22 protein-coding genes are annotated in these 21536 nt (G+C 59.2%); 9 read left to right on the forward strand and 13 right to left on the reverse strand.

Annotated elements, in window-relative coordinates:
- Window positions 1-9 precede the first annotated feature (9 nt).
- Together AB0P14_RS16325 and AB0P14_RS16330 are read left to right on the forward strand one after the other, a co-directional pair.
- On the forward strand, window positions 10-660 hold the full coding sequence (locus tag AB0P14_RS16325; RefSeq protein WP_363844629.1) for an amino acid ABC transporter permease: 651 nt from the start codon (window positions 10-12) through the stop codon (window positions 658-660).
- A complete protein-coding gene (locus tag AB0P14_RS16330) occupies window positions 657-1499 on the forward strand; it encodes an amino acid ABC transporter permease (protein WP_363844632.1) in 843 nt (280 codons plus the stop codon). The genes AB0P14_RS16325 and AB0P14_RS16330 overlap by 4 nt, the downstream gene beginning before the upstream one ends.
- 102 nt (window positions 1500-1601) lie before the next feature.
- Here AB0P14_RS16330 and dapE read toward each other — a convergent pair whose 3' ends face one another.
- Window positions 1602-2786, reverse strand: coding sequence for a succinyl-diaminopimelate desuccinylase (dapE, locus tag AB0P14_RS16335; RefSeq protein WP_363844635.1), 1185 nt, complete (start codon window positions 2784-2786; stop codon window positions 1602-1604).
- 198 nt (window positions 2787-2984) lie between these two features.
- Between dapE and AB0P14_RS16340 the strand changes: the two genes are divergently transcribed.
- The 6 genes from AB0P14_RS16340 to AB0P14_RS16365 all read left to right on the forward strand — a co-directional run bounded on the left by AB0P14_RS16340 (window position 2985) and on the right by AB0P14_RS16365 (window position 8802).
- Window positions 2985-3671, forward strand: a complete 687-nt coding sequence (locus AB0P14_RS16340; RefSeq protein ID WP_363844638.1) for a fasciclin domain-containing protein — start codon at window positions 2985-2987, stop codon at window positions 3669-3671.
- A 76-nt stretch (window positions 3672-3747) separates the two neighbouring features.
- A complete protein-coding gene (gene sigK / locus AB0P14_RS16345) occupies window positions 3748-4329 on the forward strand; it encodes an ECF RNA polymerase sigma factor SigK (protein ID WP_363844790.1) in 582 nt (193 codons plus the stop codon).
- Window positions 4329-5111, forward strand: coding sequence for an anti-sigma factor (locus AB0P14_RS16350; RefSeq protein WP_363844641.1), 783 nt, complete (start codon window positions 4329-4331; stop codon window positions 5109-5111). Before sigK ends, AB0P14_RS16350 begins: the two co-directional genes overlap by 1 nt.
- A gap of 107 nt (window positions 5112-5218) precedes the next feature.
- Entirely contained in the window at window positions 5219-6802 is a 1584-nt protein-coding gene (locus AB0P14_RS16355) for a molybdopterin-dependent oxidoreductase (protein WP_363844644.1), read from the forward strand.
- 74 nt (window positions 6803-6876) lie between these two features.
- The gene (gene dapD / locus AB0P14_RS16360; RefSeq protein WP_363844647.1) at window positions 6877-7869 is read left to right on the forward strand and encodes a 2,3,4,5-tetrahydropyridine-2,6-dicarboxylate N-succinyltransferase; all 993 of its coding nucleotides are present in this window, start codon (window positions 6877-6879) and stop codon (window positions 7867-7869) included.
- 63 nt (window positions 7870-7932) lie between these two features.
- The gene (locus tag AB0P14_RS16365; RefSeq protein ID WP_363844649.1) at window positions 7933-8802 is read left to right on the forward strand and encodes a hypothetical protein; all 870 of its coding nucleotides are present in this window, start codon (window positions 7933-7935) and stop codon (window positions 8800-8802) included.
- Between the two features lie 22 nt (window positions 8803-8824).
- Here the strand turns inward: AB0P14_RS16365 and AB0P14_RS16370 are convergent, their stop codons facing one another.
- From AB0P14_RS16370 to fdxA, 6 genes are all read right to left on the reverse strand, one after another.
- Window positions 8825-9436, reverse strand: coding sequence for a hypothetical protein (locus AB0P14_RS16370; RefSeq protein ID WP_363844793.1), 612 nt, complete (start codon window positions 9434-9436; stop codon window positions 8825-8827).
- A gap of 140 nt (window positions 9437-9576) precedes the next feature.
- Window positions 9577-10200 carry a TetR family transcriptional regulator C-terminal domain-containing protein gene (locus AB0P14_RS16375; protein WP_363844652.1) on the reverse strand — a complete coding sequence of 208 codons (624 nt, stop codon included), beginning with the start codon at window positions 10198-10200 and terminating at the stop codon, window positions 9577-9579.
- Window positions 10201-10256: 56 nt separating this feature from the next.
- Window positions 10257-10442, reverse strand: coding sequence for a hypothetical protein (locus AB0P14_RS16380; protein WP_363844655.1), 186 nt, complete (start codon window positions 10440-10442; stop codon window positions 10257-10259).
- Between the two features lie 192 nt (window positions 10443-10634).
- Window positions 10635-11918, reverse strand: coding sequence for a citrate synthase (locus AB0P14_RS16385; protein WP_363844658.1), 1284 nt, complete (start codon window positions 11916-11918; stop codon window positions 10635-10637).
- 219 nt (window positions 11919-12137) lie between these two features.
- Window positions 12138-13277 carry a succinyldiaminopimelate transaminase gene (gene dapC, locus AB0P14_RS16390; RefSeq protein WP_363844661.1) on the reverse strand — a complete coding sequence of 380 codons (1140 nt, stop codon included), beginning with the start codon at window positions 13275-13277 and terminating at the stop codon, window positions 12138-12140.
- A gap of 62 nt (window positions 13278-13339) precedes the next feature.
- Window positions 13340-13663, reverse strand: a complete 324-nt coding sequence (gene fdxA / locus AB0P14_RS16395) for a ferredoxin (RefSeq protein WP_203313656.1) — start codon at window positions 13661-13663, stop codon at window positions 13340-13342.
- Window positions 13664-13772: 109 nt separating this feature from the next.
- Between fdxA and AB0P14_RS16400 the strand changes: the two genes are divergently transcribed.
- Entirely contained in the window at window positions 13773-14006 is a 234-nt protein-coding gene (locus AB0P14_RS16400; RefSeq protein ID WP_363844664.1) for a hypothetical protein, read from the forward strand.
- A gap of 151 nt (window positions 14007-14157) precedes the next feature.
- On the opposite strand, the gene AB0P14_RS16405 is transcribed toward AB0P14_RS16400, so the two are convergent.
- From AB0P14_RS16405 to AB0P14_RS16430, 6 genes are all read right to left on the reverse strand, one after another.
- On the reverse strand, window positions 14158-14508 hold the full coding sequence (locus tag AB0P14_RS16405; protein ID WP_363844667.1) for a hypothetical protein: 351 nt from the start codon (window positions 14506-14508) through the stop codon (window positions 14158-14160).
- A gap of 77 nt (window positions 14509-14585) precedes the next feature.
- Window positions 14586-15515 carry a PIG-L family deacetylase gene (locus AB0P14_RS16410; RefSeq protein ID WP_363844670.1) on the reverse strand — a complete coding sequence of 310 codons (930 nt, stop codon included), beginning with the start codon at window positions 15513-15515 and terminating at the stop codon, window positions 14586-14588.
- Between the two features lie 140 nt (window positions 15516-15655).
- The gene (locus AB0P14_RS16415; RefSeq protein ID WP_363844672.1) at window positions 15656-17470 is read right to left on the reverse strand and encodes an ABC transporter ATP-binding protein; all 1815 of its coding nucleotides are present in this window, start codon (window positions 17468-17470) and stop codon (window positions 15656-15658) included.
- Between the two features lie 7 nt (window positions 17471-17477).
- Complete coding sequence (locus AB0P14_RS16420) at window positions 17478-18485, reverse strand: ABC transporter permease (protein ID WP_363844675.1); 1008 nt, start codon at window positions 18483-18485, stop codon at window positions 17478-17480.
- Window positions 18478-19404: an ABC transporter permease gene (locus AB0P14_RS16425; RefSeq protein ID WP_363844678.1), complete on the reverse strand. Its 927-nt coding sequence runs from the start codon at window positions 19402-19404 to the stop codon at window positions 18478-18480. Before AB0P14_RS16425 ends, AB0P14_RS16420 begins: the two co-directional genes overlap by 8 nt.
- Before the next feature lie 232 nt (window positions 19405-19636).
- On the reverse strand, window positions 19637-21277 hold the full coding sequence (locus tag AB0P14_RS16430) for an ABC transporter substrate-binding protein (RefSeq protein ID WP_363844681.1): 1641 nt from the start codon (window positions 21275-21277) through the stop codon (window positions 19637-19639).
- Window positions 21278-21536 lie beyond the last annotated feature (259 nt).

Here is a 21536-nt window from a genome sequence, read left to right on the forward strand (position 1 = left end):
CACTGCCCTGTGAATGTAATTATTGACAATCGCGATCTGTTCCTCACGGGGTTCAAGAACACCGGGATCTTGTTCATAGTCTCGGCGTTCTTTGCACTCATTCTTGGAACCATCGTTGCAGGTATGCGTGTTTCTCCCGCACCTGCCATGCGCGCTGCAGGGACTCTGTATGTCAACGCTGTGCGCAATACACCCCTGACCTTGATTTTGGCTTTCTTTGCGCTGGGATATCCCAGGCTGGGGTTGCCGCATATCGACTTCATGGTGGCCGCCATTATTGGACTCTCGCTCTACACAGCCACCTACGTTTCTGAAGCCATCCGGTCAGGTATCAACACTGTCTCAGTGGGCCAGTCCGAGGCTGCCCGCGCCATTGGTTTGCCTTTCATGCAGACCCTGACTCTGATTGTTTTGCCGCAGGCGTTCCGCTCAGTGGTGCCTCCGCTATTTAGCGTCTTTATCGCGTTGCTCAAGAACACCACCGTTGCAGCGGGCTTCTCCGTAGCTGAGGCGGGAGCCATCCGCGCCAATCTCAGTGAACGTGGTGAGGCCCTATTGCCGGGGCTGCTGTGGGTTGCCCTGATTTTCATTGTGCTAGTGCTAGGCATCATGACCCCGTTGCAACGCTACCTTGAGAAGAAGTGGAGGGTTGCGCGATGAGTGCAGTACTTTTTGATGTGCCGGGCCCCAAAGCCCGCACACGCAACGTATATTTGAACGTTCTCACCGCCGTTGTGGTGGCTGGGATCTTGGGATTTGTCATTTATCGGTTCTACGAATCGGGACAATTCACAGCCAAGAAGTGGGAGATCTTCACCTACTCGCAGGTCCAGCAGGAGTTCCTCAAGGCCATCTGGGCCACGGTGAGCGCCTTTGGAGTTGCCGCCATCGGCAGTTTGATACTAGGTATCATTTTGGCCTTTGGCCGCTTGGCACATACAAAGTGGCTCAGCGTGCCGTGCTACTGGTTCACCGAGCTGTTCCGCGCTGTGCCGCTGCTGATTCTCATGATGATCATGTACTACGGGCTCCCCTCCGTGGGTGTCGCGGGCATTACGCCGTTTATTGCCGTGGTGGTTGGTTTGATCCTCTACAACGGTTCTGTCTTAGCGGAAGTATTTCGCGCTGGCATTGAGTCGCTGCCGAAAGGCCAGGGCGAAGCTGGATTGGCTATCGGCCTCTCAACCGGCCAGGTTTTGCGTGGCATTTTGTTGCCGCAGGCAATCCGCGCCATGCTGCCGGTGATTATTGCCCAGCTTGTAGTCATCATGAAGGATACGGCGTTGGGCTTCTTGATCACGTACGACGAAATCCTCAAATACGCCAACTTCCTCGGGTCCCAGAGCCAGTATGGTTCTCCCGTGGTTCCTGGCCTCATGGTTGCGGCGGGGATTTACATCAGTTTGTGCTTGATTCTCTCCGGTATTGCCAGATTCACCGAGTACAAGATGTCCTCGCGGGTGAAGGTGGTCAAGGCTAAGGCTGGCATCGCTGGCTAAATGCAACATCCACTACCTCAGCAAACGGGCCGGTGGTCACCTTTCATGGTGACCACTGGCCCGTTGGTTTCCAAGAACCAGCGCGTCAGCGCTGCAAGCGACTTAGCTCAACCACCGCGTCAGGGCGGCGAGGCACTCCCGAATGGCCGATGCCTCCACATGTTCGTTGTCAGAATGTGCAAGCAAGGCATCACCCGGGCCAAAGTTGACGGCCGGAATGCCCATTTCGCTCAGCCGGGCAACATCAGTCCACCCGTACTTGGGCAGCGGTTCGCGTCCCACGGCTGCCACAAATGAGGCGGCAGCCGGTGCATTCAGCCCAGGCCGCGCGCCAGCCGAAGAATCCGTACAGACCAAATCAAAACCGTCCAGCAACGCACGAACATGCTCTTCGGCCTGTGCTGGCGTTTTGTCCGGGGCAAAACGATAGTTGATTTCGACCACGCACTGATCGGGAATCACATTGCCGGCGGTACCGCCATGAATCTTCACAGCGTTCAGTGACTCGCGGTATTCCAGCCCGTCAACGTTGATCGTGGCGGGCTCGTAGTCCGCGAGCCGGGCGAGAATTGGGGCCGCTGCGTGGATGGCGTTCTCACCCATCCAGGCCCTGGCCGAGTGAGCTGCCAGGCCGCGGGTGGTTGCTTCGAAGCGAATCGTGCCGTTGCAGCCGCCTTCCACCGTCCCATTGGTGGGCTCAAGCAGAATGCCGAAATCGGCGTCGAGTAGTTCCCGATTTTCCCGCACCAGCCGGCCCAGCCCGCTCTTGGACGCCGCAACTTCTTCGTGATCGTAGAAGATGAAGGTGATGTCCTTGCTCGGATTGGGCATCGTTGCTGCCAGCGCCAACTGCACGGCGACTCCGCCCTTCATGTCGGTGGCACCGCGACCATACAGCACCTCGCCGTCCCACGAGCTGGGAACCGTGCCACGCGAACCTTCGGTGGTGGGCAGCGGCACGGTATCTAGATGCCCCGCCAAGATCACCCGCTCGGCGCACCCCAATTCGGTGCGAGCCACGATTGCATCCCCATTGCGCGTTACGGACAAATGCCCCAGCGCACGAAGCGCCGCCTCCACAGCATCGGCGATGGCACCTTCATTAGCTGAGACGCTTTCAATATCCATCAGTGCCGCCGTCAGCTGCGCCACGTCTTGATGCAGATCGAGCACGGCAACGCCCGCCTCACCTTTTTGGCCACCCGTCCGAGCCGGCCCATGCGACTCACCCGAGACGCGCGGATCAGTGGGATCAGAAGAATCAGTGGCGTGGCTGGGTGTGGTCATTGGTCCATTTTACCGGCGTAATGACGTACAAAAAACTTTCTAATTTCTTTCCAATCCGATCCAATCCAATGCTCCGATGGCTCCGAAGTACTATCTGACAGCCCACAGCAGCAGCTCAAAAGATCAGCTGATCTTTTGACAAGCGGCACGGGAGAAGCACAACGGAATCCTTCCGATTTCACACTACGGAGAATCATCATGAACACCACCTTGAAGTTTGGAACCCGTAAGAGCCTCACTATGGGACTTGGCCTCCTAGCGGTTGCAGCATTGGGCATGACCTCTTGCAGCTCAGCTGACACGGCAGCAGATCCCAGCTCAGCTGCCCCGATGACTTCTGCTGAAGCATCCATGACTCCCAGCTCCTCAGCGGCTATGGACCCGGCCGCCGAACTGGTTGGCGCTGGCTGTGCCGACTACGCTGCAGCTGTTCCCGACGGTGCAGGCTCAGTGGCTGGCATGGCTGCCGACCCGGTTACGACCGCAGCATCAAACAACCCGTTGCTGAAGACCCTCACCGCCGCGGTCTCCGGACAGTTGAACAAGGACGTCAACCTGGTGGACACGCTCAACTCCGGCGAATTCACTGTCTTTGCTCCGGTCGATGACGCTTTCGCCAAGATCCCGGCTGACACCATTGAAGGCCTGAAGACGGACAGCGCCACCTTGTCCTCCATCCTGACCTACCACGTGGTTCCCGGCCAGATCTCACCCAGCGATCTCCCCGGCGATCTGACCACTGCTGAAGGCGGCACGGTCAAGGTCACCGGTAGCGGTGACAACCTGATGGTCAACGATGCAAAGGTCATCTGCGGCGGCGTCAAGACTGCCAATGCAACGGTCTACCTGATCGACACCGTTCTGATGCCGCCGGCCAAGAAGTAGTACTTCTAGCCAACAGATTGCAACACCCAACGAAGGAAATGTGCTCATTGGTATAGACCGTGACAAAGTAGACCCTATGCGTTTACCTTGGATACGGTCCGTCGAACCACTGGTTCCACCGACCCATGAGGACTTGATCCGCCTCGTCGCCTTGGGCGACGAGGCGGCCTTCGAAGAACTTTATGATGCCGTTGCACCACGAGTGTTTGGACTGGTCAAACGCATTGTCCGAGATCAGGCACAAAGCGAAGAAGTCACACAAGAAGTTTTTGTGGATGTCTGGGCGCAGGCGTCTCGATTCGATGCCGACCGAGGCAAAGCAATGTCCTGGATTCTGGTAATTGCCCACCGCAGAGCCGTAGACAGAGTCCGGGCCAGCCAGGCAAGTTCCGATAGGGATCTTCGTCAGGGAATCAAGGAGTATCAAGAAAGCTACGACGACGTCGCAGACACTGTGGAAAACCAGATGGAAGCCGCTCGAGTTCGCGAAGCACTTGAGACTCTCACAGAGTCACAGCGAGAAGCAATCAGTTTGGCGTACTACGGTGGGTATACACATCAAGAAGTGGCCGAGTTACTTAAAATCCCCATAGGTACAGTAAAAACAAGAATTCGTGATGGCATGATCAGGCTAAGAGAAAAGTTAGGGGTGGCGTGATGGAAGAGCAACTGCATCTACTGACCGGCTCCTACGCTTTGAATTCACTCTCCGACGGGGAGCGAACTGCCTTCGAACGGCATGCACTGAACAATGCTGAAACGTTGGAAGAGGTTCGTGGCCTCAGCGAGACTGCCGCGCTCTTGGCATTCGGAACCGCCGAAGAAACACCTCCGCCGGCTTTGAAAAACAGTGTCATGGCTGCCATCCGCAACACTCCCCAACTTCCAGCCACGGCAGTGGTCCGCGATATTTCCTCAGCACGCAGTTTGTCCGCGCCCCATCGCGGAAGCAGTACCCGGCGAAACCGTTGGGCACCAGCTCTGAGCGCCGCCGCAGCACTGGCAATCTTCGCCGGAGTGGGAGTAGGCGGCTGGGCCATTGGTCAAAATTCCTCTGATCAAGAGGCACAGCAACAATTGGCTGCTGCCCAGGCTCAACAACAAACCATGCTGAGCATCATGAACTCACCCGATTCCAAAATTGCCACTGCGGAAATGGATGATGGCGCAACCGTCACTGTCGCATCGTCAAACCAAGCAAATAGGGCTGCCGTCATGGTCAATGGGATGCCACCAGCACCACAAGGGAAAATCTACGAACTTTGGTTCATCTCGGCAGGCGGCGCAGTTTCCGCTGGACTGATGGACAGCAACCGCGAGCCTGCCATGCAGATACTCAATGGCGAAATCGGTGCCGCTACTCATATAGGCATCACCGTGGAACCAGCGGGTGGCTCTGAACAGCCAACCACCACGCCGATCCTGGTACAGGAAATCTAGACCCATGGCCCTCCGGAGCAATCCGGAGGGCTTTTGGCTCCGAAGTACCAGTATGTACTTCTACCAGCTACTTCAGGTAGTCATTTCAGAGCCAAAAGGAGCCTCCCATGGGCAAGCGCACTAAAGCTACACAGCGAGACTTCTTGCGCGGAAATCTCTTCGGTGCCCTAGCCGGCGTCATCGCGGCGGGAGTTCTCTTTGCTGTCGCCCAATTCGTCTCGGCGTTCTTTGGCCCCGCATCCTCCCCGATGACCTCAATGGGATCCACCTTCATCGACTTCACACCTGCATGGATGAAGAACTTCGCCATCGCCACCTTTGGTACTAACGACAAATTTGTTTTACTCCTCTCCATGGTCATCGTGGCTACCGTGTTGTCGGCCGTCGCCGGAGTCGTAGCCCGCAAGAAACTCGCCGCCGGCGCCACCTTGGTTGTCATCTTCGCCGTCGTGATGGGCGCCTGCATCATCACCCGGGCCAGCGCCGGACTCGCCGATCTCTTCCCTCTGCTGTTGGGCACCTTGGCCGGCCTCTTTGCCCTTCGCTTCCTCAGCCAGGACACGAGCGCCAGCACCACCACAAGTACGACGACGAACCTTTCTACCGCAGACGAGCTGGCTCCCAGCCGGCGCACCTTCTTGGTGAGGTCGGCGCTGTTGGCGGGGGCCGCCGTCGTAGTTGGTTTGGGTGGCACCGTCATCAACGGTGCTCGAAACACCGCCATTGCTGTCCGCGAGGCGCTGAAACTCCCCGCCGCCAAAACAAAAGCAAGCGCATTGCCCGCCGGGGTGCAGGCGCCCGTGGACGGGGTCACGCCTTTTGTGACACCCAATGAGGATTTCTACCGCATCGATACCGCCCTCGCTGTGCCGGACGTTGATCCCGCCAAGTGGCAGCTGCGCGTGCACGGTATGGTGGAGGAAGAATTCACCATCGGCTTTGATGAGCTGTTGGCCCAAGATCTCATTGAGTCGTATGTGACCTTGACCTGTGTCTCTAATGTGGTCGGTGGAAATCTGGCTGGCAATGCCAAGTGGCTGGGTTATCCCCTGCGGGAGGTGCTGGCCCGAGCCAAGCCGAAGGCCGGGGCCGACATGGTTCTCTCCACCAGCATTGACGGTTTTAGTGCCTCCACTCCCCTGCCTGTGCTGCAGGATGACCGCGATGCCATGCTCGCGGTGGGCATGAACGGCGAACCACTCCCGCTGGAGCACGGCTTCCCTGTACGCATGGTGGTACCAGGCCTGTACGGATTCGTCTCGGCCACCAAGTGGGTGGTTGATCTGGAAGTGACAACCTTTGCCCAGGCCTCCGGATATTGGACCTCCAGAGGTTGGAGCTCCCACGGCCCCATCAAGACCGCCTCACGGGTAGAGGTTCCCCGGGCGCTGGGCCGGGTTCCTGCCGGGACAGTGGCCGTTGGCGGCAGTGCGTGGGCTCAAACCAAGGGTATCTCCAGAGTTGAAGTCCAGATTGACGACGGCGCTTGGCAGGAGGCCACGCTGGCTGCCGAGGCCTCGGTGGACACTTGGCGGCAGTGGTCGTACATGTGGGACAACGCTCCGGCCGGAACTCACAAGGTCCGGGTGCGTGCCTACGATGCCGACGGCACCCTCCAAATTCAGGACCAGGCTCCCCCGGAACCAGATGGTTCCACCGGCTGGCACTCCATCACGTTCAACGTGACGTGAGCTACGTTCACATCAGCTGTCCACGGAATGTGTCAGATGTTGGGGACGCGTACCGCCGTCTATAGACTTGATTCATGACTGAAACTGCGCCGTTGACCGACCGTTCCGCCCATGGCTTCGGCCTCGCCACAATTGCCGATTCAGGCGCAGTGCTCGATGTCTGGTTCCCGACGCCAGCACTTGGCACCGGAACCGACATCCTGGGCAACGTATCCACGGCCGGCGAGGAACTGACCGCCCTGGCGCAGAACGGAACGGACACCGATCGCGGCGTCACCCAGAGTGTGGTGTTCGCCCAGATTAACCTCGACGGCGAACCCGCCGATGCTGCCGACGCCTACCTTCGCCTGCACTTGCTCTCGCATCGTTTGGTGACGCCCAACAGCATCAATCTCGATGGCATCTTCGGCAAGTTGAACAACGTGGTGTGGACGAACTTCGGCCCCGCCGCCGTGGAAGGTTTTGAATTGACCCGGGCCAAACTGCGTCGCCGAGGACCCGTCACGGTGTATTCGGTGGATAAGTTCCCGCGCATGGTGGACTACGTGATCCCTGCCGGCGTCCGCGTGGGCGATGCAGACCGCGTCCGGCTCGGCGCGTACCTGGCTGAAGGCACCACGGTCATGCACGAAGGATTCGTCAACTTCAATGCCGGAACCCTTGGCACCTCCATGGTGGAAGGCCGTATCTCTGCAGGTGTTGTGGTGGGCGACGGCACCGATGTTGGCGGCGGCGCCTCGATCATGGGAACACTGTCAGGCGGTGGCCGGGAACGGGTTGCTTTGGGCAAACGCGTGCTCCTGGGCGCCAACTCGGGTGTGGGCATCAGCATTGGCGACGACTCAATCGTCGAGGCAGGCCTGTACGTCACCGCCGGCACCCGGGTCCGGGTTCTGGGCCCCAAGAACGACGACGGCGAGGACACCACTGTGATCGTCAAGGCCAGCGAGCTCTCCGGTGTCGCCAACTTGTTGTTCCGGCGCAATTCAACCTCCGGCGAGGTGGAAGTACTCCCCCGCAAGGGAGCCTCCGCCGTGGCCCTCAATGACAGTCTGCATGCGAACTAACTTTTCGATCCGCGCCTTAAGCCCGGCATCGCCCCGTGCCTTGATCCGGGCAGGCGGTCCACGATGAGACGCAAAGCCACGTTCGCGTGGCTTACCGTGGTGGTGGTTGTGGCTGGCCTGATCGTTGGCGGTGGCGCATGGTTGCTGAACTCAGTGCGTGGTGCTTTCGTCCCCAGCCTTGCCGTGGGATGCACGGCCACGGTTGGCGAGAGCAGTTACTGGCTCGCCGTGGACCAGAGTGAAAATGCTGCATTGATTTCCGGATTGGCTATTCAGCGCGGCATGCCGGCGCGGGCCGCCTCCATTGCCTTGGCGACGGCGTTGCAGGAATCGAAGCTGCGCAACATCGATTACGGTGATCTGGATTCTGTGGGATTGTTCCAGCAACGGCCCTCTCAGGATTGGGGCACCGTTGCGCAGATCATGGACCCTGTGTACTCCGCCAACGCGTTCTACGACGTCCTGGCTCAGGTCCCTGACTACGTTAATTTGCCCATCAACGACGCCGCCCAGATTGTTCAGCGCTCCGGTTTCCCACACGCCTATGCCCAGCACGAGCCGCTATCGCGGGCTTTTGCCTCCGCATTAACAGGGCAAACCCCGCAGGGATTGAACTGTACTCTGCCGCCAGCGGCTGCAGGCTCCAACCCTGAAACGGTGATCGCCACTGCCCAGGTGGCTCTGGGCCAACTACCCATGCACGCCGGCGAGAGCAACACAGTGGTGATCGACGCCGGTGACGCCTTCGGCTGGATGGCAGCGCATTGGGCCTTGGCCAATGCCCAGTCTTTGGGGATTGCGCTAATCGATTACGAGGGGCTTCGCTGGGACCGGGCGGCCACTCAGGATGGCGAGAATCTGGGCTGGCAGCCCACCGATGCTGCCGGAACCGGAATCGTCACGCTCACCCTGGCGCCGCCGGCTGTTGCCTAGAAAAGTCGCCTAGCGAAGTTGGCTAGACCAGTAGTTCCACAACAGGCTGAACATAGCTGCGGAAGTTTACCTGATCATCGAGCAGATGGGAGCTCATGATCAACCTGTTGGGTTCAATGAACCACGCCCTTGGCTCAGCAAGGGGAACCTCCACAATGGTCAAGGTGAAATCCCGGGCACTGCGGCCCAGCTCCATTTCTCGGTTCTGCACCAGATCCGCCAGGATCTTGTGTCCACCCATAGTCTCGCGCTGCGCGGCCATGCTGGAATACACCTGTTTCTGCTCATGGGACCAGCTCACGGCGGCACCAAAGTGGGCGTGTGCCACCCGTTGCAGTGCTGGCATACCAGCCAGCTCGGGGAAGTCCGGAGGGCTGAGATTTGGTTCATTGCTGGGGTAAGAATGTAGCAGCTGGCTCCACCAAAACTCCCATTGGTCCCGCAATGCACCTGTTCCGCCCACGCCAGCCACCAGCATTGAATGGTCGGCCGCCCTCACAGTCGGGGCTACTTGGGACAGTGCGGGATTTCCGGCACCCGATAACCCCGCCACATCGCGGAAATACAGTGCCATGAGCATGGGGGTGTAGGTATCCATCGTGATCCTCCACCCTGGGCCACCGGTGTGATGCATGGTTTGTTCCTCCACCTGCCGCATTGATGGTGCGGCCATTTTGATGGCCCACCATTCCCACTCCCAAGATTACTCTCAAGCGCACCAGCGCGGCACTGTCTCGAGAATAATCCGGTCGAGCACCTAGCCGGCTCGAGACCTCAGCTGGCGAGGAGGGCCCGCAGGTGGCGGCGCAGTGTGGCCTGACCCTGCTCTGGTGCGGCCCAGGCAGGCTGCAGCACCATCCGCAGGCTCAGCCCGTCCAGTAAGCCGATGAGGCGTTCTGCTTCATCCACGGGAACCAGCCCGGGCGCCGCCAGCGGGCTTTCCATCAACTGCAGCACCACCCTGCCCACTACTGCTCCGGTAGCCCGGTAGTCGTCCTGTGCGGCATCGACCAGAGTTTGATTGGTGCGGGCGTCAAGCATGAATTCCATGTGCACCACGGCATCGGCGCTGCGTGATCCATCGAGCGGCAGCAGCTCTTCCAGAACCACTGCGCACTTCTCCAACAAGGCCTCGGCCTCGGTGGGCAGATCCTCATCTTCAAGTACTTCGAGTTTGTCCAGTGCCCGCAGGTGGATCCGCTCGGAGTTGACCCGGAAGGCGAACTCCATCAGCTCGGCCTGATCGTCAAAATAGTGCCGCACCGAACCTAGGGCAAGACCGGCCTCAGCCGCCACGTTACGTAGCGATGCTTGTGTCAAACCACGCTCCCGAATTACCCGAAATACGGCATCAGCAACAAGTTCTCGGCGGTCATCCGCATTCACAATTTTCGGCACACATCTTTTTTAGCACAGATGTCTCACGAATGCCCGCGGCACGGCGCAGCGTGAGATTATTTGCCCGCTGCGGTGGACTTTTTCCTGTCCATGTACAGCAGCACCAGCAACACAATCATGATGACCAGCGAAACAATAAAGAAGGGCAGGAAAACTGTCTTGCCCACTAGGACCAAGATGCCAAGGACCACAACAACAATAGGGAACGCCATGGAAAAGGTGTGCAGCAACAGCGTTGACATTTTCATAATTTTATTCTCGTCCTAGGTCTATCGAAAGGGCTAGCAAAAGGGGCTCACATAAGAAAAGCGGCGGGCGACTCTCCCAAGGGAAAGTCTCCCGCCGCCGTCGTACTTGGTCCGGGCGGAGTCAGGTTTCGACCAGCGAGGGTCTCGACCAGCTTGACCACCGGGGCTCGACCACCGGGCGCGCTGTTAGCGCGAGGGGTACATGCGCTCCGGTTCGCCTGTGTACAGCTGGCGCGGGCGGCCAATCTTGGTTTCGGGGTCCTTCATCATTTCGCGCCACTGGGCAATCCAGCCCGGCAGGCGGCCGATGGCGAACAGGACCGTGAACATCTTTTCAGGGAAGCCCATGGCCTTGTAGATCAGGCCGGTGTAGAAGTCCACGTTCGGGTACAGCTTGCGGGAGATGAAGTATTCATCCGTCAACGCAACTTCTTCCAGACGCATGGCGATGTCGAGGAGTTCGTCGTTGCCGCCCAGCTTTTCCAGGATTTCGTGGGCGGTGGCCTTGACGATCTTGGCGCGCGGATCGTAGTTCTTGTAGACGCGGTGCCCGAAGCCCATGAGCTTCACGCCGTCTTCCTTGTTCTTGACGCGCTCCACGAACTTCTCGACCGGCTCGCCGCTGTCCTGGATCTGGCGGAGCATGTTCAGCACTGCCTCGTTGGCGCCGCCATGCAGCGGGCCGAAGAGTGCATTGATGCCGGCAGAAACCGATGCGAACATGTTGGCGTTGGCGCTACCAACCAGGCGCACCGTGGAGGTGGAGCAGTTCTGCTCGTGATCTGCGTGCAGTATCAGCAGCAAGTCAAGTGCCTTGACCACTACCGGGTCCATCTCGTAGGGCTCGGCCGGCAGGCCGAAGCTCAGGCGCAGGTAGTTTTCCACCAGGTTCATGGAGTTGTCCGGGTACAGCATGGGCTGACCGATCGACTTCTTGTACGCGTAGGCGGCGATGACGGGCATCTTGGCCATCAGGCGGATGGTGGCCATCTCAACCTGCTCGTCGTCGAACGGGTCCAGGGAGTCCTGGTAGAACGTGGACAGGGCCGAGACAGCGGAGGACAACACCGGCATGGGGTGGGCATCGCGCGGGAAGCCGCCGAAGAAGCCCTTGAGGTCTTCGTGCAGCATGGTGTGGCGGCGGATGCGCTGATCGAAGGCGTCCAGCTCTGCCGGGGTGGGCAGGTTGCCGTAGATGAGCAAGTATGAAACTTCTAGGAAGCTGGAGTGCTCGGCCAGTTCTTCGATGGGGTATCCGCGGTAACGCAGGATGCCTGCCTCACCGTCAATGTAGGTGATCGCCGAGGAGGTGGCGGCGGTGTTGACGAAGCCGGGGTCGTAAGCGACGTTGCCGGTGGTCTTCAGGAGCTTGGAAACGTCATACCCGTCGTTGCCTTCAACAGCTTCGAGGAGCGGAAGATCAAGCTCTCCGCCGTCATAGCGCAGCGATGCGCCTGTAGAATCAGACATGGAGTCCCCTTCATGAGGTTGCCTTCAAAAAAGGCTTTCAATGGATCTAAAAACTTCTCAGCCCGCGATGCACTCGCATACCGGACCGCAAAAATCCCCAATAAGTCTTGGCAACACAAGCATGCAGCGGCCTGGACGGCTACCTACGAAACTACCGCTTCATGTGCCTTCAACACTAATCCAGAGGGCATTTTGTGTGGAATATGTGAGAAAACTGGGCTATTTTGCGCTCAATCGACGCACGGCGGCCGCTATGCGTTCATCGCTGCCTGTCAGTGCAACCCGGATAAAACCGTGGCCGGCTTCCCCATAAAAGGTGCCAGGTCCAGCCACAATGCCACGTTCGGCGAGCCTGCCAATGGTGGTCCAGGTGTCTTCACCGGCAGTGCACCACAGGTACAGTCCGGCCTCTGAATGGTGGATGGTCAGCCCGAAGGCTTCCAGCGCCCCCACGAGCTGTTCACGACGGCGGCGGTAGAGCGCTTTCTGCTCCTGCACATGGGTCTCATCCGCGAGGGCAACCCGCATGGCTTCTTGGACCGGGTATGGCACGATCATGCCCGCATGTTTGCGGCTGTTGATCAGATTGGCCATGATGGCGCCATCGCCAGCCACGAAAGCAGCCCGGTAACCAGCAACGTTCGACTGTTTGCTCAACGAGTAAATGGCCAACAAATTCTCATTCGAACCACCTGAGACCCGCGGGTCCAGGACACTCGGCACGGCTTCTCCACCGTTTTCCACGTCCCATTGTCCCCAGCCCAACTCGCCATAGCATTCATCGGAAGCCACGACGGCGCCAATCTCCCGCGCCGCCCGGACCAGCTCGGCAAGATCATCCGCGTCGCGCACAATTCCGGTGGGGTTGCCCGGGGAGTTAACCCAGACCAGCCGCACCCGGGCGAGGGTCTCAGCGTCGAGCTCGTCAAGGGAATCCGCAGCGACGGAGGTAGCCCCGGCAAAGGTGGCGCCCATGTCATAGGTGGGGTAGGCAACGGTAGGCCGGACAATCACATCACCAGCGCCAAGCCCCAGCAACAACGGCAGCCAAGCCACCAATTCCTTCGATCCAACGGTCGGCATGACGTCCGCCGGGGCAAGCCCCGGCACGTTCCGGCGCCGGGCAAACCACTCCACAATGGCCTGGCGCAGGGCCAGGGTGCCGTGCGTTGTGGGGTATCCCGGCGCATCGGCCGCAGCCGCAAGGGCCTCCCGAATCAGGGCAGGCGTGGGGTCCACGGGCGTGCCGATGGACAAGTTGACGAGCCCGTCGGGGTGCTGGCTGGCCGTTTGAAGATACGGCGCCAGCGCGTCCCACGGGTAGTCGGCGAGCTGCAGGCCAAAGGGCTTGTGATTCACAGGTTCCTTGCTGTTCACAGGGTGCGGGCCGGGATTAGGCGGACGGGAATATGAGCGCTGGTTCAGTCTTGGTTCTGCGGCGGCAGTGCGGCAATCAGCGGGTGATCCGTGTGCGTGTTCCCGATCTTTGCGGCACCGCCAGGGGAGCCCAAAACGTCAAAGAACTCAACGTTGGCCTTGTAGTACTCGGCCCACTCATCCGGTGTGTCGTCCTCGTAGTAGATGGCCTCGACGGGGCACACAGGTTCACAGGCACCACAGTCAACACATTCGTCGGGGTGGATGTAGAGCGAGCGTTCACCCTCGTAGATACAGTCAACAGGGCACTCCTCAACACATGCCTTGTCCTTGACATCCACGCACGGCTGCGCAATTACGTACGTCACGAACCCCAACCTTCCTCACAAGTCTTCTCCGGCACAATTCGACACCGGTGCACCCATTATCCCCCAAGGCCGGCGAGCTGCGCACCTTAGCGCGACCTAGTATGAAGTAATGAACACTGCACTGACACGGCTCGCGCAGCTTCCACTGGGCACCCGGATGGTGGTCCGCTACCGGATCGACGGCGGATCCACCGACGCTCTTGGTGATCTGAGTGCCCGCGATTCTGGTTCTTGCACCATCACCACCCGCACCGGTCCCGTCACCATAAAGTACGACGACATCCAACTCGCCAAGGCTGTTCCCCCGCCGCCGGCACCCCGAGCGCGGCGTGTGCAGGGATAGATGAGGCTACTGAGGGCAGCTTCGGGCTGCTGACTGGCCGTTGCCGGAACTGACACTGAAGCTGCGTTCGGTTGCGGCTGAATGGCACGCAGCTCAAGCAGTGGCGCATCGTTACGCCGTAACCGTGCCCGGGCGCAAAGTCGGCCGGATATTACTTGCGTGATTTCAGCAGCACATTGACCAGCCAGGCCGTGAGCGGTGTGGCGACGGCAATGCCGTACAGCCAGACATTGCCCTGCATATTGCCGGTAATGATGCCCACTGATCCCAGCTGCAGGGACAGCACGCCTGCCGTCAAGTAGGCTGCGGCTCCGCACAGCACCACGATCCAAGCGCTCCTACTCCACAGCCCCACAAACAAGGCCACGGATACCAGCAACAGCAGCGCTAAGGCCGCGCCGAAGGGGACGACGGTTTGCCCGTTGTTGAGGAACCACGCGTGGCCATGCAGCGAGGTCCCCAGCAATCCACTGCCAATTCCAGCCCCGGCGGCTGCCGCCATGATGGCCCAACGTCGTGGAGGGGGAAGGCTGAATCGAAGCTTGCCCGCTGGCTGCGGCTCCGGCGGCTGAGACCCAGTCACTGTGCTGGATAAATAGCGGAGGGAGGAACCGCCACGAATTCTTCCACGGCGGAAATGTCCCTCCACACGTCATCGGAGAGAGCAAAGCGCCCGCCGTCCACGGTGATCTGAGTCCGGTGGGCTTCCATGGCGGCCTTCTTTGCCGCCAAATCTCCCACAACTTGCAGCCGCGGGGTGTCAGCGTCGAGTGCGCGTTCAGGCCGGTCACTGACGATCGTGTAGACAGCCGGGACCTTCCAGCCAGTCACCACAACGGAAGCATGCGCTGGCCCGGCATTGGCTGAGCCTGCCGATGCCGCCAGCCGCAGCGCAGCCATGGTGAGCTCGTGAGTGCGGACATGGTCAGGGTGCCCATAGCCGCCGTCGGCTGCGTAAGTGATCACCATGTCCGGGCGCAGCTCGCGGATGGCGTGTGCCAGCAACTCTGCGGTGCCCTCCAAGGGCGCCCTCGAGAAGGAGCCGGGCAGCACAGTAGCTGCTGCTTCAGCACGGCCATCAGCACCCCACTGCATTCCGGAATCGCGGAACGTCACGTCTCCGCTATCCGTCGCGGTAACTCCCTGGCCCAACCAAATGTGCTCATGGACGCCCAGCGCGGCCAAGGCTGCCGCCAGCTCACGTTCTCGTTCCAGAGCCAGCCCGGCGCCAAGTGCCGCTTCCTGCTCAGGGAGGTGTCCGGCGTCGTCCGGGTCAGTGGCACGCGGGAGGGCGAGGTCTCCCGCTTTGACCTCCAGATGGGCCAACTCTGGCGGAATGACCTCGCCCAGCTCTCCGCGTGTGCAGGTCACCAAGACAACTCGAGCACCTGCGGCGGCCGACGCGGACATGGTGGCCCCGGTGACAATGGTTTCGTCGTCGGGGTGGGCATGCACAAAGAGCATGGTGGTCTTGGGTCCGGTGCCGGGCAACAAAGTAGTTGAGTCCATGGTGCCTAATCTACCTGCCTGCTGAGAGCACCCCCTAGAGACCGCACCTAGCTCTGCCCACGGCGAAACCCACAAAAAAGGCCGGCGCCTATGAACGCAAGGTCCAGAGGCGCCGGCCGAGAAGCAAGGAAACGCAGAAACTACACCAAGAGCGAGGCTCCCGGAATAGCGCTCAGCAGATCCTGCGTGTAACGCTTTTGCGGGTTGTTAAAGACCTCGTCCGTGGTGGCTTGCTCCACGAGACGGCCCTTCTGCATGACGGACACGTCATCGGCGATCTGGCGCACAACGGCCAGATCGTGGGTGATGAACAGGTAGGTCAGGCCTAGTTCTTCCTGCAGTTCGTTGAGCAGGTTCAGCACCTGTGCCTGCACCAGAACGTCCAAAGCCGAGACGGCCTCATCACAGATGATCACATCCGGGTTCAGTGCCAGTGCACGCGCAATAGCGATACGCTGACGCTGACCGCCGGAGAGCTCGTTCGGGAAGCGCTGCATGGTGGAGGCAGGCATGGAAACCTGATCCAACAGTTCACGAACCTTCTTTTCCCGCGACTTGGCATCGCCGATCTTGTGGATCTTCAGCGGCTCTTCAATGGTGCGGTAAATGTTGAACATCGGATCCAAGGAACCGTACGGATCCTGGAAGATGGGCTGCACGCGGCGGCGGAAGTTGAACAGTGCCTTGCCCTTGAGGCTGGTCACATCCACTCCGTCGAAGTTGATGCTGCCTTCGGTGGGCGTCAGCAAGCTCAGCGCCATCTGTGCCACGGTGGACTTGCCGGAACCCGACTCCCCCACAATCGCCATGGTGGTACCACGCTTGACGTTGATGGAGACATTGTCCACGGCCTTAAAATCAGTGGACTTGCCCAGTGCGCCACGAAGCTTGAACACCTTGGTCAGGTTCTTGATTTCCAGGATGGTGTCGCCACGGCCCGCAGGTGTCTGAGCCTTGATCCCGCCCGTGTGAGCAGACTTCTGGACCTGAGCAACGTGTTCTGCCTGTTCCACCTTCTCAACCTTGAGCACGTCTGCCTGATCCGTGACCTCAACAGTCCCGGCAGCGGCAGCAGCTGCCAAAGCCTCTTTGGCCTTGCCAGACTGCAAACGCTTGGAAGCGAGCGACGGCGCCGAGTTCACCAAACGCTGCGTGTACGGGTGCTGAGGGTTGCGCAGGATCTCCAGTGCGGGACCCGATTCAACCACCTGCCCCTTGTACATCACCACGAGCTTTTCAGCCCGCTCGGCAGCTAGGCCGAGATCGTGAGTGATCAGCAAAACGGCCGTGTTCAGTTCCGTGGTCATACGGTCAAGGTGATCAAGGATCTGACCCTGCACGGTGACATCCAGAGCCGAGGTGGGCTCATCGGCGATCAGCAGCCGCGGACGGCAAGCCAAACCAATGGCGATCAGCGCGCGCTGACGCATGCCACCGGAGAATTCGTGCGGGAATTGCTTGGCCCGCGCTGCAGCATCCGGCAGTCCGGCTTCGGAGAGCACCTCGGCAACGCGTTCGTTGGAGTTGGACCCTGCCAAACCGTTCGCCTTCAGGGTTTCCTTGACCTGGAAGCCAATTTTCCACACCGGGTTCAAGTTGGACATGGGGTCCTGTGGAACCATGCCAATGGAATTTCCACGCAACTCGATGATGCGCTTTTCGCTGGCGTGAGTAATATCCTCGCCATCGAAAATGATCTGGCCACCGCTGACCCGGCCATTGGAGGGCAACAGGCCAATCGCGGCAAGCGCCGTGGTGGACTTACCCGATCCGGACTCGCCAACAATGGCTACGGTCTCGCCAGGCATGACGGTCAGATGCGCATTGCGCACAGCGTTGACCGGGCCACCCTGAGTATCAAAGGTGATGGCCAGGTTCTTAATTTCCAGTAGCGGAGCATCATTGACGCCCGGAACCGCCGGCTTTGCGGACTTGTTCAAGTCAGGAAAGGACATGCGCTTCTCACCTCTTCCTTGCTTTGGGGTCCAGGGCATCGCGCAGTGCGTCACCGAGCATGATGAAGCTCAGGACGGTGACCGACAGAGCAACAGCCGGCCAGAGCAATACGCCAGGGTTGTTACGAACCTGTGGTTGAGCGGCCGAGATGTCATTTCCCCACGACATAACACCCGGCGGCAGACCCAAGCCCAAGAAGGACAGGGTTGCTTCGGCAACGATGAAGGTACCGAGAGAAATACTCGCAACCACAATAATCGGCGCCAGAGAATTGGGGATCACATGCTTGACGAGTGCGCCAAACCTGGACAGGCCCAGAGCCTTTGATGCGGTTACATAGTCAGAGTTGCGGTTCTCAATGACAGCACCACGGGTGATACGGGCAATCTGCGGCCAGCCGAAGGCCACAAGGGCCACCACCACTGTCCAGACGCTCTTGTTGTCGCGGAAAGCAGGCAACTGGTTGATGATGATGGCGCCGAGGATCAGCGGCAAGGCAAAGAACACATCGCCAAGTCGGGCCAAAATGGCATCCAGCCAGCCACCGTAGTAACCGGCAAGGGCACCCATGATGCCACCGATGATCAACACACCGATGGTGCAGAAAATGCCGACTGTCAGCGAGGCTCGCGTGCCATGGATCATGCGCGCATACACGTCACAGCCCTGCAGCGTGAAGCCCAAGGGATGTCCCGCGCGGGCCCCCTCTGCAGAGTCATCCAAGGTACAGCTGGTGGGATCGACGCTGGCAAACCACTGCGGGAAAATTGCCACAACAATGACGAGCAGGATCAGCAATGCCGAAATTATAAAGAGAGGCTGTTTACGCAAGCTGCGCCACGCCTCTGCCCACAAACTCAGCGGAGTTCCGCCTTCAGACACCGAGTCAACGGCGGCCAAGGGGGTCTCCTCCAAAGGGGCAACAAAGTGTTCTATTACGCGGGTTGATTTCTTACCGAGACGCGGGGCTGCCGGCGTCCTCGGTTCATTTTCAGGTGTCAGGTTCTCAGACATAGCGAATCCTCGGATCAAGCACGGCGTACAACAGGTCTACCACCAGGTTGGCCACAACGAACACAATGACGAGGACGCCAACCACGGCAACAACCGTGGCGCTCTCGCCCTTCAAAATGGCCTGGTAAAGCAAGTTGCCAACACCGGGCACGTTGAAAATACCTTCCGTGACGATGGCTCCGCCCATAAGCGAGCCCAAGTCAGCTCCGAGGAACGTCACCACGGGAATCAATGAGTTACGCAGAATATGCACAACCACTACGCGTCGCCGGCTCAAGCCCTTGGCTGTCGCCGTGCGAACGTAATCCGCATTCATGTTCTCGCTGATGGATGCACGGGTCAGCCTGATGACATAGGCCAAGGAAACAAGTCCCAGCACCATGGCGGGCAGAACCAATTCATTCCACGGTGCCGCACCGCTCACGGTGGGCTTGGCCCAACCGAGCTGGACACCTACCACCAGCTGCAGCACGAAGCCGAGAACGAAGGTGGGAATGGCAATCACGACGAGCGAAGCGACCAAGACGGTGCTGTCAAATAGTTTGCCCTTGCGTAGGCCAGCTATGACACCAAACAAAACACCAAACACAGCTTCAAAGATCAAGGCCATGATGGCTAGGCGTGCAGTTACGGGGTAGGCACGGCCAATGACTGCCGCGACTTCCTGTCCCGAGAAAGTCTGGCCCAAGTTCATCGTGACTAGGTTCTTCAAGTACAAACCGTACTGAACCCAGAAGGGTTGGTCCAGGTTGTACTGGGCCCGCAAGGCAGCCTCAACGGCTGGTGCCATGGGCTTGCCGCCGGAAAGTGCGGCGATGGGGTCACCTGGGGTAGCAAACACCAGGAAGTAGACCAGAAGAGTTGCCCCGAAGAATACGGGGATCAACTGTAAAAATCGGCGGAGCGTGAACATGACCATTACGGTGTCACCACGCCCTGCAACCGGAGGTACATCTCATTCATGTAATTACCTGTTCACTAGCTGTCTTGGCGGTAACAATAGCGGTCGTCTGGACCTGAGGTATTGACGTCGCCTAGACGCATTGTATTTGTGCAACAAAGAAAGCAGCATTAGAAACGCCAAAATAGGGGAACCCGGTTTGAGGCCAGGTCCCCCTACTTCACGTTATTCCACGCCGGAACTTATGTCCCTACTTGGCGGTTACTTCGTAGTACAGCGGTACGCCGTTCCAGCCGAATTCAACCGTGTTGACGTTGTTGCTCCATACACCCTGGACTGCCTGGTACCACAGGGGTACAACCGGCAGGTCCTTGAGCAGGATTTCCTGAGCTTCGTTGAACTTCTTGATGCCATCTTCAACAGTGGTAGATGCCAAGCCTTCCTTCAACTTTGCGTCGAAAGCGGGGTTGGAGTAGTCGCCATCATTGGAACCTGCACCGGTGCCATACAACGGACCGAGGAAGTTGTACAGCGACGGGTAGTCTGCCTGCCAGCCGGCGCGTGAGGCACCGGTCAGCTCCTTCTTCCCGACCAGTGCACGCATTTCCTTGAAGCTTGCGATCGGGTTCAGCTCAGCCTTGATACCCAGGTTGGTGGCAATCTGGTTGGCCATGGCCGTGATGTATTCCTTGTTGCCAGCACCATCAGTATTTGAGGTGATGGTGAAGACCTGATCTTTCGGCCACGGCTTGATGGCGTCGGCCTGAGCCCAGAGTTCCTTAGCCTTGGCGGCATCGAACTTCAGAACCTCAGAGCCGGGCAGAGCGGCCTCGTAGCCGTCAATGACGGGTGAGGTGAATTCCGTGGCGATCTTCTTGTTGCCGTAGAAGATCTTGTCGATGATCTGCTGGCGGTCAATGGCCATGGAGATAGCCTGGCGACGCAAGGTGCCTGCTTCGCCTTCGAACTCAGGCAAGTAGGACGGGATCACCATGGTCGCGTTACCAGCGTAAGGCTGGTTGACGTTGCGGCCCTCAAAGTCAGTCTTGAAGTTCTGCAGGCCGCTCGGCGGTACCTGATCCAGAATGTCCAAGTCGTCCGACTGAACCTGCGTGTAAGCAGAATCCGGGTTGTTGAAGATCGTGAAGGTCACGCCGCCGTTCTTGGCCTTGCGGGGTCCCTCGTACTTCTCGTTGGGGACGAGTTCGATGGAAACGTCGTGCTTCCAACCGTCGGCAGCCAACTTGTACGGGCCGTTACCAATGGGGTTCTGGCCGAATGCCTTGGGGTCATCGTAGGCCGATGCGGGCAGCGGGTAGAACGCCGTGTAACCGAGGCGCAGCTGGAAGTCAGATTCGGGCTGAGCCAGCTCGACGGTGAAGGTGGTGTCATCAACAACCTTCAAGCCTTCCATCTTGTCTTCGGTGGCACCCTCAGCGGAGACCTTGTCGTAGCCCTTGATGGACTCGAAGAAGTAGCTGTTCAGCTGTGCGTTCTTGGCAGCAGCACCAAAGTTCCAGGCGTCAACAAACGACTGCGCAGTGACTGGCGAGCCATCACTAAACGTCTGGCCGGTCTTGATCTTGATGGTGTAGCTCTGGGAATCCGTGGTCTCAATGGAATCCGCGATCTCGTTGACCGTGGCACCCTTGGCGTCGTAGCTCACTAGGCCGGTGAAGATGAGGTCCATGACCTTACCGCCACCAACTTCATTGGTGTTGGCTGGCAGCAAGCCGTTCTGCGGCTCGGTGTTATTGGCTGTGATGACCTTGGTGGTATCGCCGGCTCCGTTGGAGCTGGTGTTTTCACCGGCGCCACCGCCACATGCGGTCAGGGACATGGCAACAACTACTGCCAGGCCAAGTGCTTGGGAAGTACGCGACAAACGCATTTCCGCCTCCTATTGTGTGTTTTGGATTCGAGCAACGAGCCCGCAAGCCCGGATCCTTGTCTGGCCGGGGGCAGTGACTCAACTCATACCTCTAGAGCCTAGTCGCTATATATTACCGACAAGTAAACAAGCCCACATTCTGGATACATCGTAATAAAATCGAGACCTAGAACACAGGACAACTAAAATACAGAGCAATCTGCCCGTGAAGGCAAAAAACCCGCCCCAGCAAATGCTGGGGCGGGTTACTTGGAAGTAG

Origin of the sequence: Specibacter sp. NPDC078709 (assembly GCF_040686795.1) — a bacterium.
Taxonomy (GTDB): domain Bacteria; phylum Actinomycetota; class Actinomycetes; order Actinomycetales; family Micrococcaceae; genus Specibacter.

Excerpts from the sequence above, each read along its gene's own strand:
- AB0P14_RS16330 (WP_363844632.1), top strand. The coding sequence starts at position 657 with ATGAGTGCAGTACTTTTTGATGTGCCGGGCCCCAAAGCCCGCACACGC.
- dapE (WP_363844635.1), bottom strand. The coding sequence starts at position 2,786 with ATGACCACACCCAGCCACGCCACTGATTCTTCTGATCCCACTGATCCG.
- AB0P14_RS16340 (WP_363844638.1), top strand. The coding sequence starts at position 2,985 with ATGAACACCACCTTGAAGTTTGGAACCCGTAAGAGCCTCACTATGGGA.
- sigK (WP_363844790.1), top strand. The coding sequence starts at position 3,748 with ATGCGTTTACCTTGGATACGGTCCGTCGAACCACTGGTTCCACCGACC.
- AB0P14_RS16350 (WP_363844641.1), top strand. The coding sequence starts at position 4,329 with ATGGAAGAGCAACTGCATCTACTGACCGGCTCCTACGCTTTGAATTCA.
- AB0P14_RS16355 (WP_363844644.1), top strand. The coding sequence starts at position 5,219 with ATGGGCAAGCGCACTAAAGCTACACAGCGAGACTTCTTGCGCGGAAAT.
- dapD (WP_363844647.1), top strand. The coding sequence starts at position 6,877 with ATGACTGAAACTGCGCCGTTGACCGACCGTTCCGCCCATGGCTTCGGC.
- AB0P14_RS16365 (WP_363844649.1), top strand. The coding sequence starts at position 7,933 with ATGAGACGCAAAGCCACGTTCGCGTGGCTTACCGTGGTGGTGGTTGTG.
- AB0P14_RS16370 (WP_363844793.1), bottom strand. The coding sequence starts at position 9,436 with ATGCATCACACCGGTGGCCCAGGGTGGAGGATCACGATGGATACCTAC.
- AB0P14_RS16380 (WP_363844655.1), bottom strand. The coding sequence starts at position 10,442 with ATGTCAACGCTGTTGCTGCACACCTTTTCCATGGCGTTCCCTATTGTT.
- AB0P14_RS16385 (WP_363844658.1), bottom strand. The coding sequence starts at position 11,918 with ATGTCTGATTCTACAGGCGCATCGCTGCGCTATGACGGCGGAGAGCTT.
- AB0P14_RS16400 (WP_363844664.1), top strand. The coding sequence starts at position 13,773 with ATGAACACTGCACTGACACGGCTCGCGCAGCTTCCACTGGGCACCCGG.
- AB0P14_RS16405 (WP_363844667.1), bottom strand. The coding sequence starts at position 14,508 with ATGGCGGCAGCCGCCGGGGCTGGAATTGGCAGTGGATTGCTGGGGACC.
- AB0P14_RS16410 (WP_363844670.1), bottom strand. The coding sequence starts at position 15,515 with ATGGACTCAACTACTTTGTTGCCCGGCACCGGACCCAAGACCACCATG.
- AB0P14_RS16415 (WP_363844672.1), bottom strand. The coding sequence starts at position 17,470 with ATGTCCTTTCCTGACTTGAACAAGTCCGCAAAGCCGGCGGTTCCGGGC.
- AB0P14_RS16420 (WP_363844675.1), bottom strand. The coding sequence starts at position 18,485 with ATGTCTGAGAACCTGACACCTGAAAATGAACCGAGGACGCCGGCAGCC.
- AB0P14_RS16425 (WP_363844678.1), bottom strand. The coding sequence starts at position 19,404 with ATGGTCATGTTCACGCTCCGCCGATTTTTACAGTTGATCCCCGTATTC.
- AB0P14_RS16430 (WP_363844681.1), bottom strand. The coding sequence starts at position 21,277 with ATGCGTTTGTCGCGTACTTCCCAAGCACTTGGCCTGGCAGTAGTTGTT.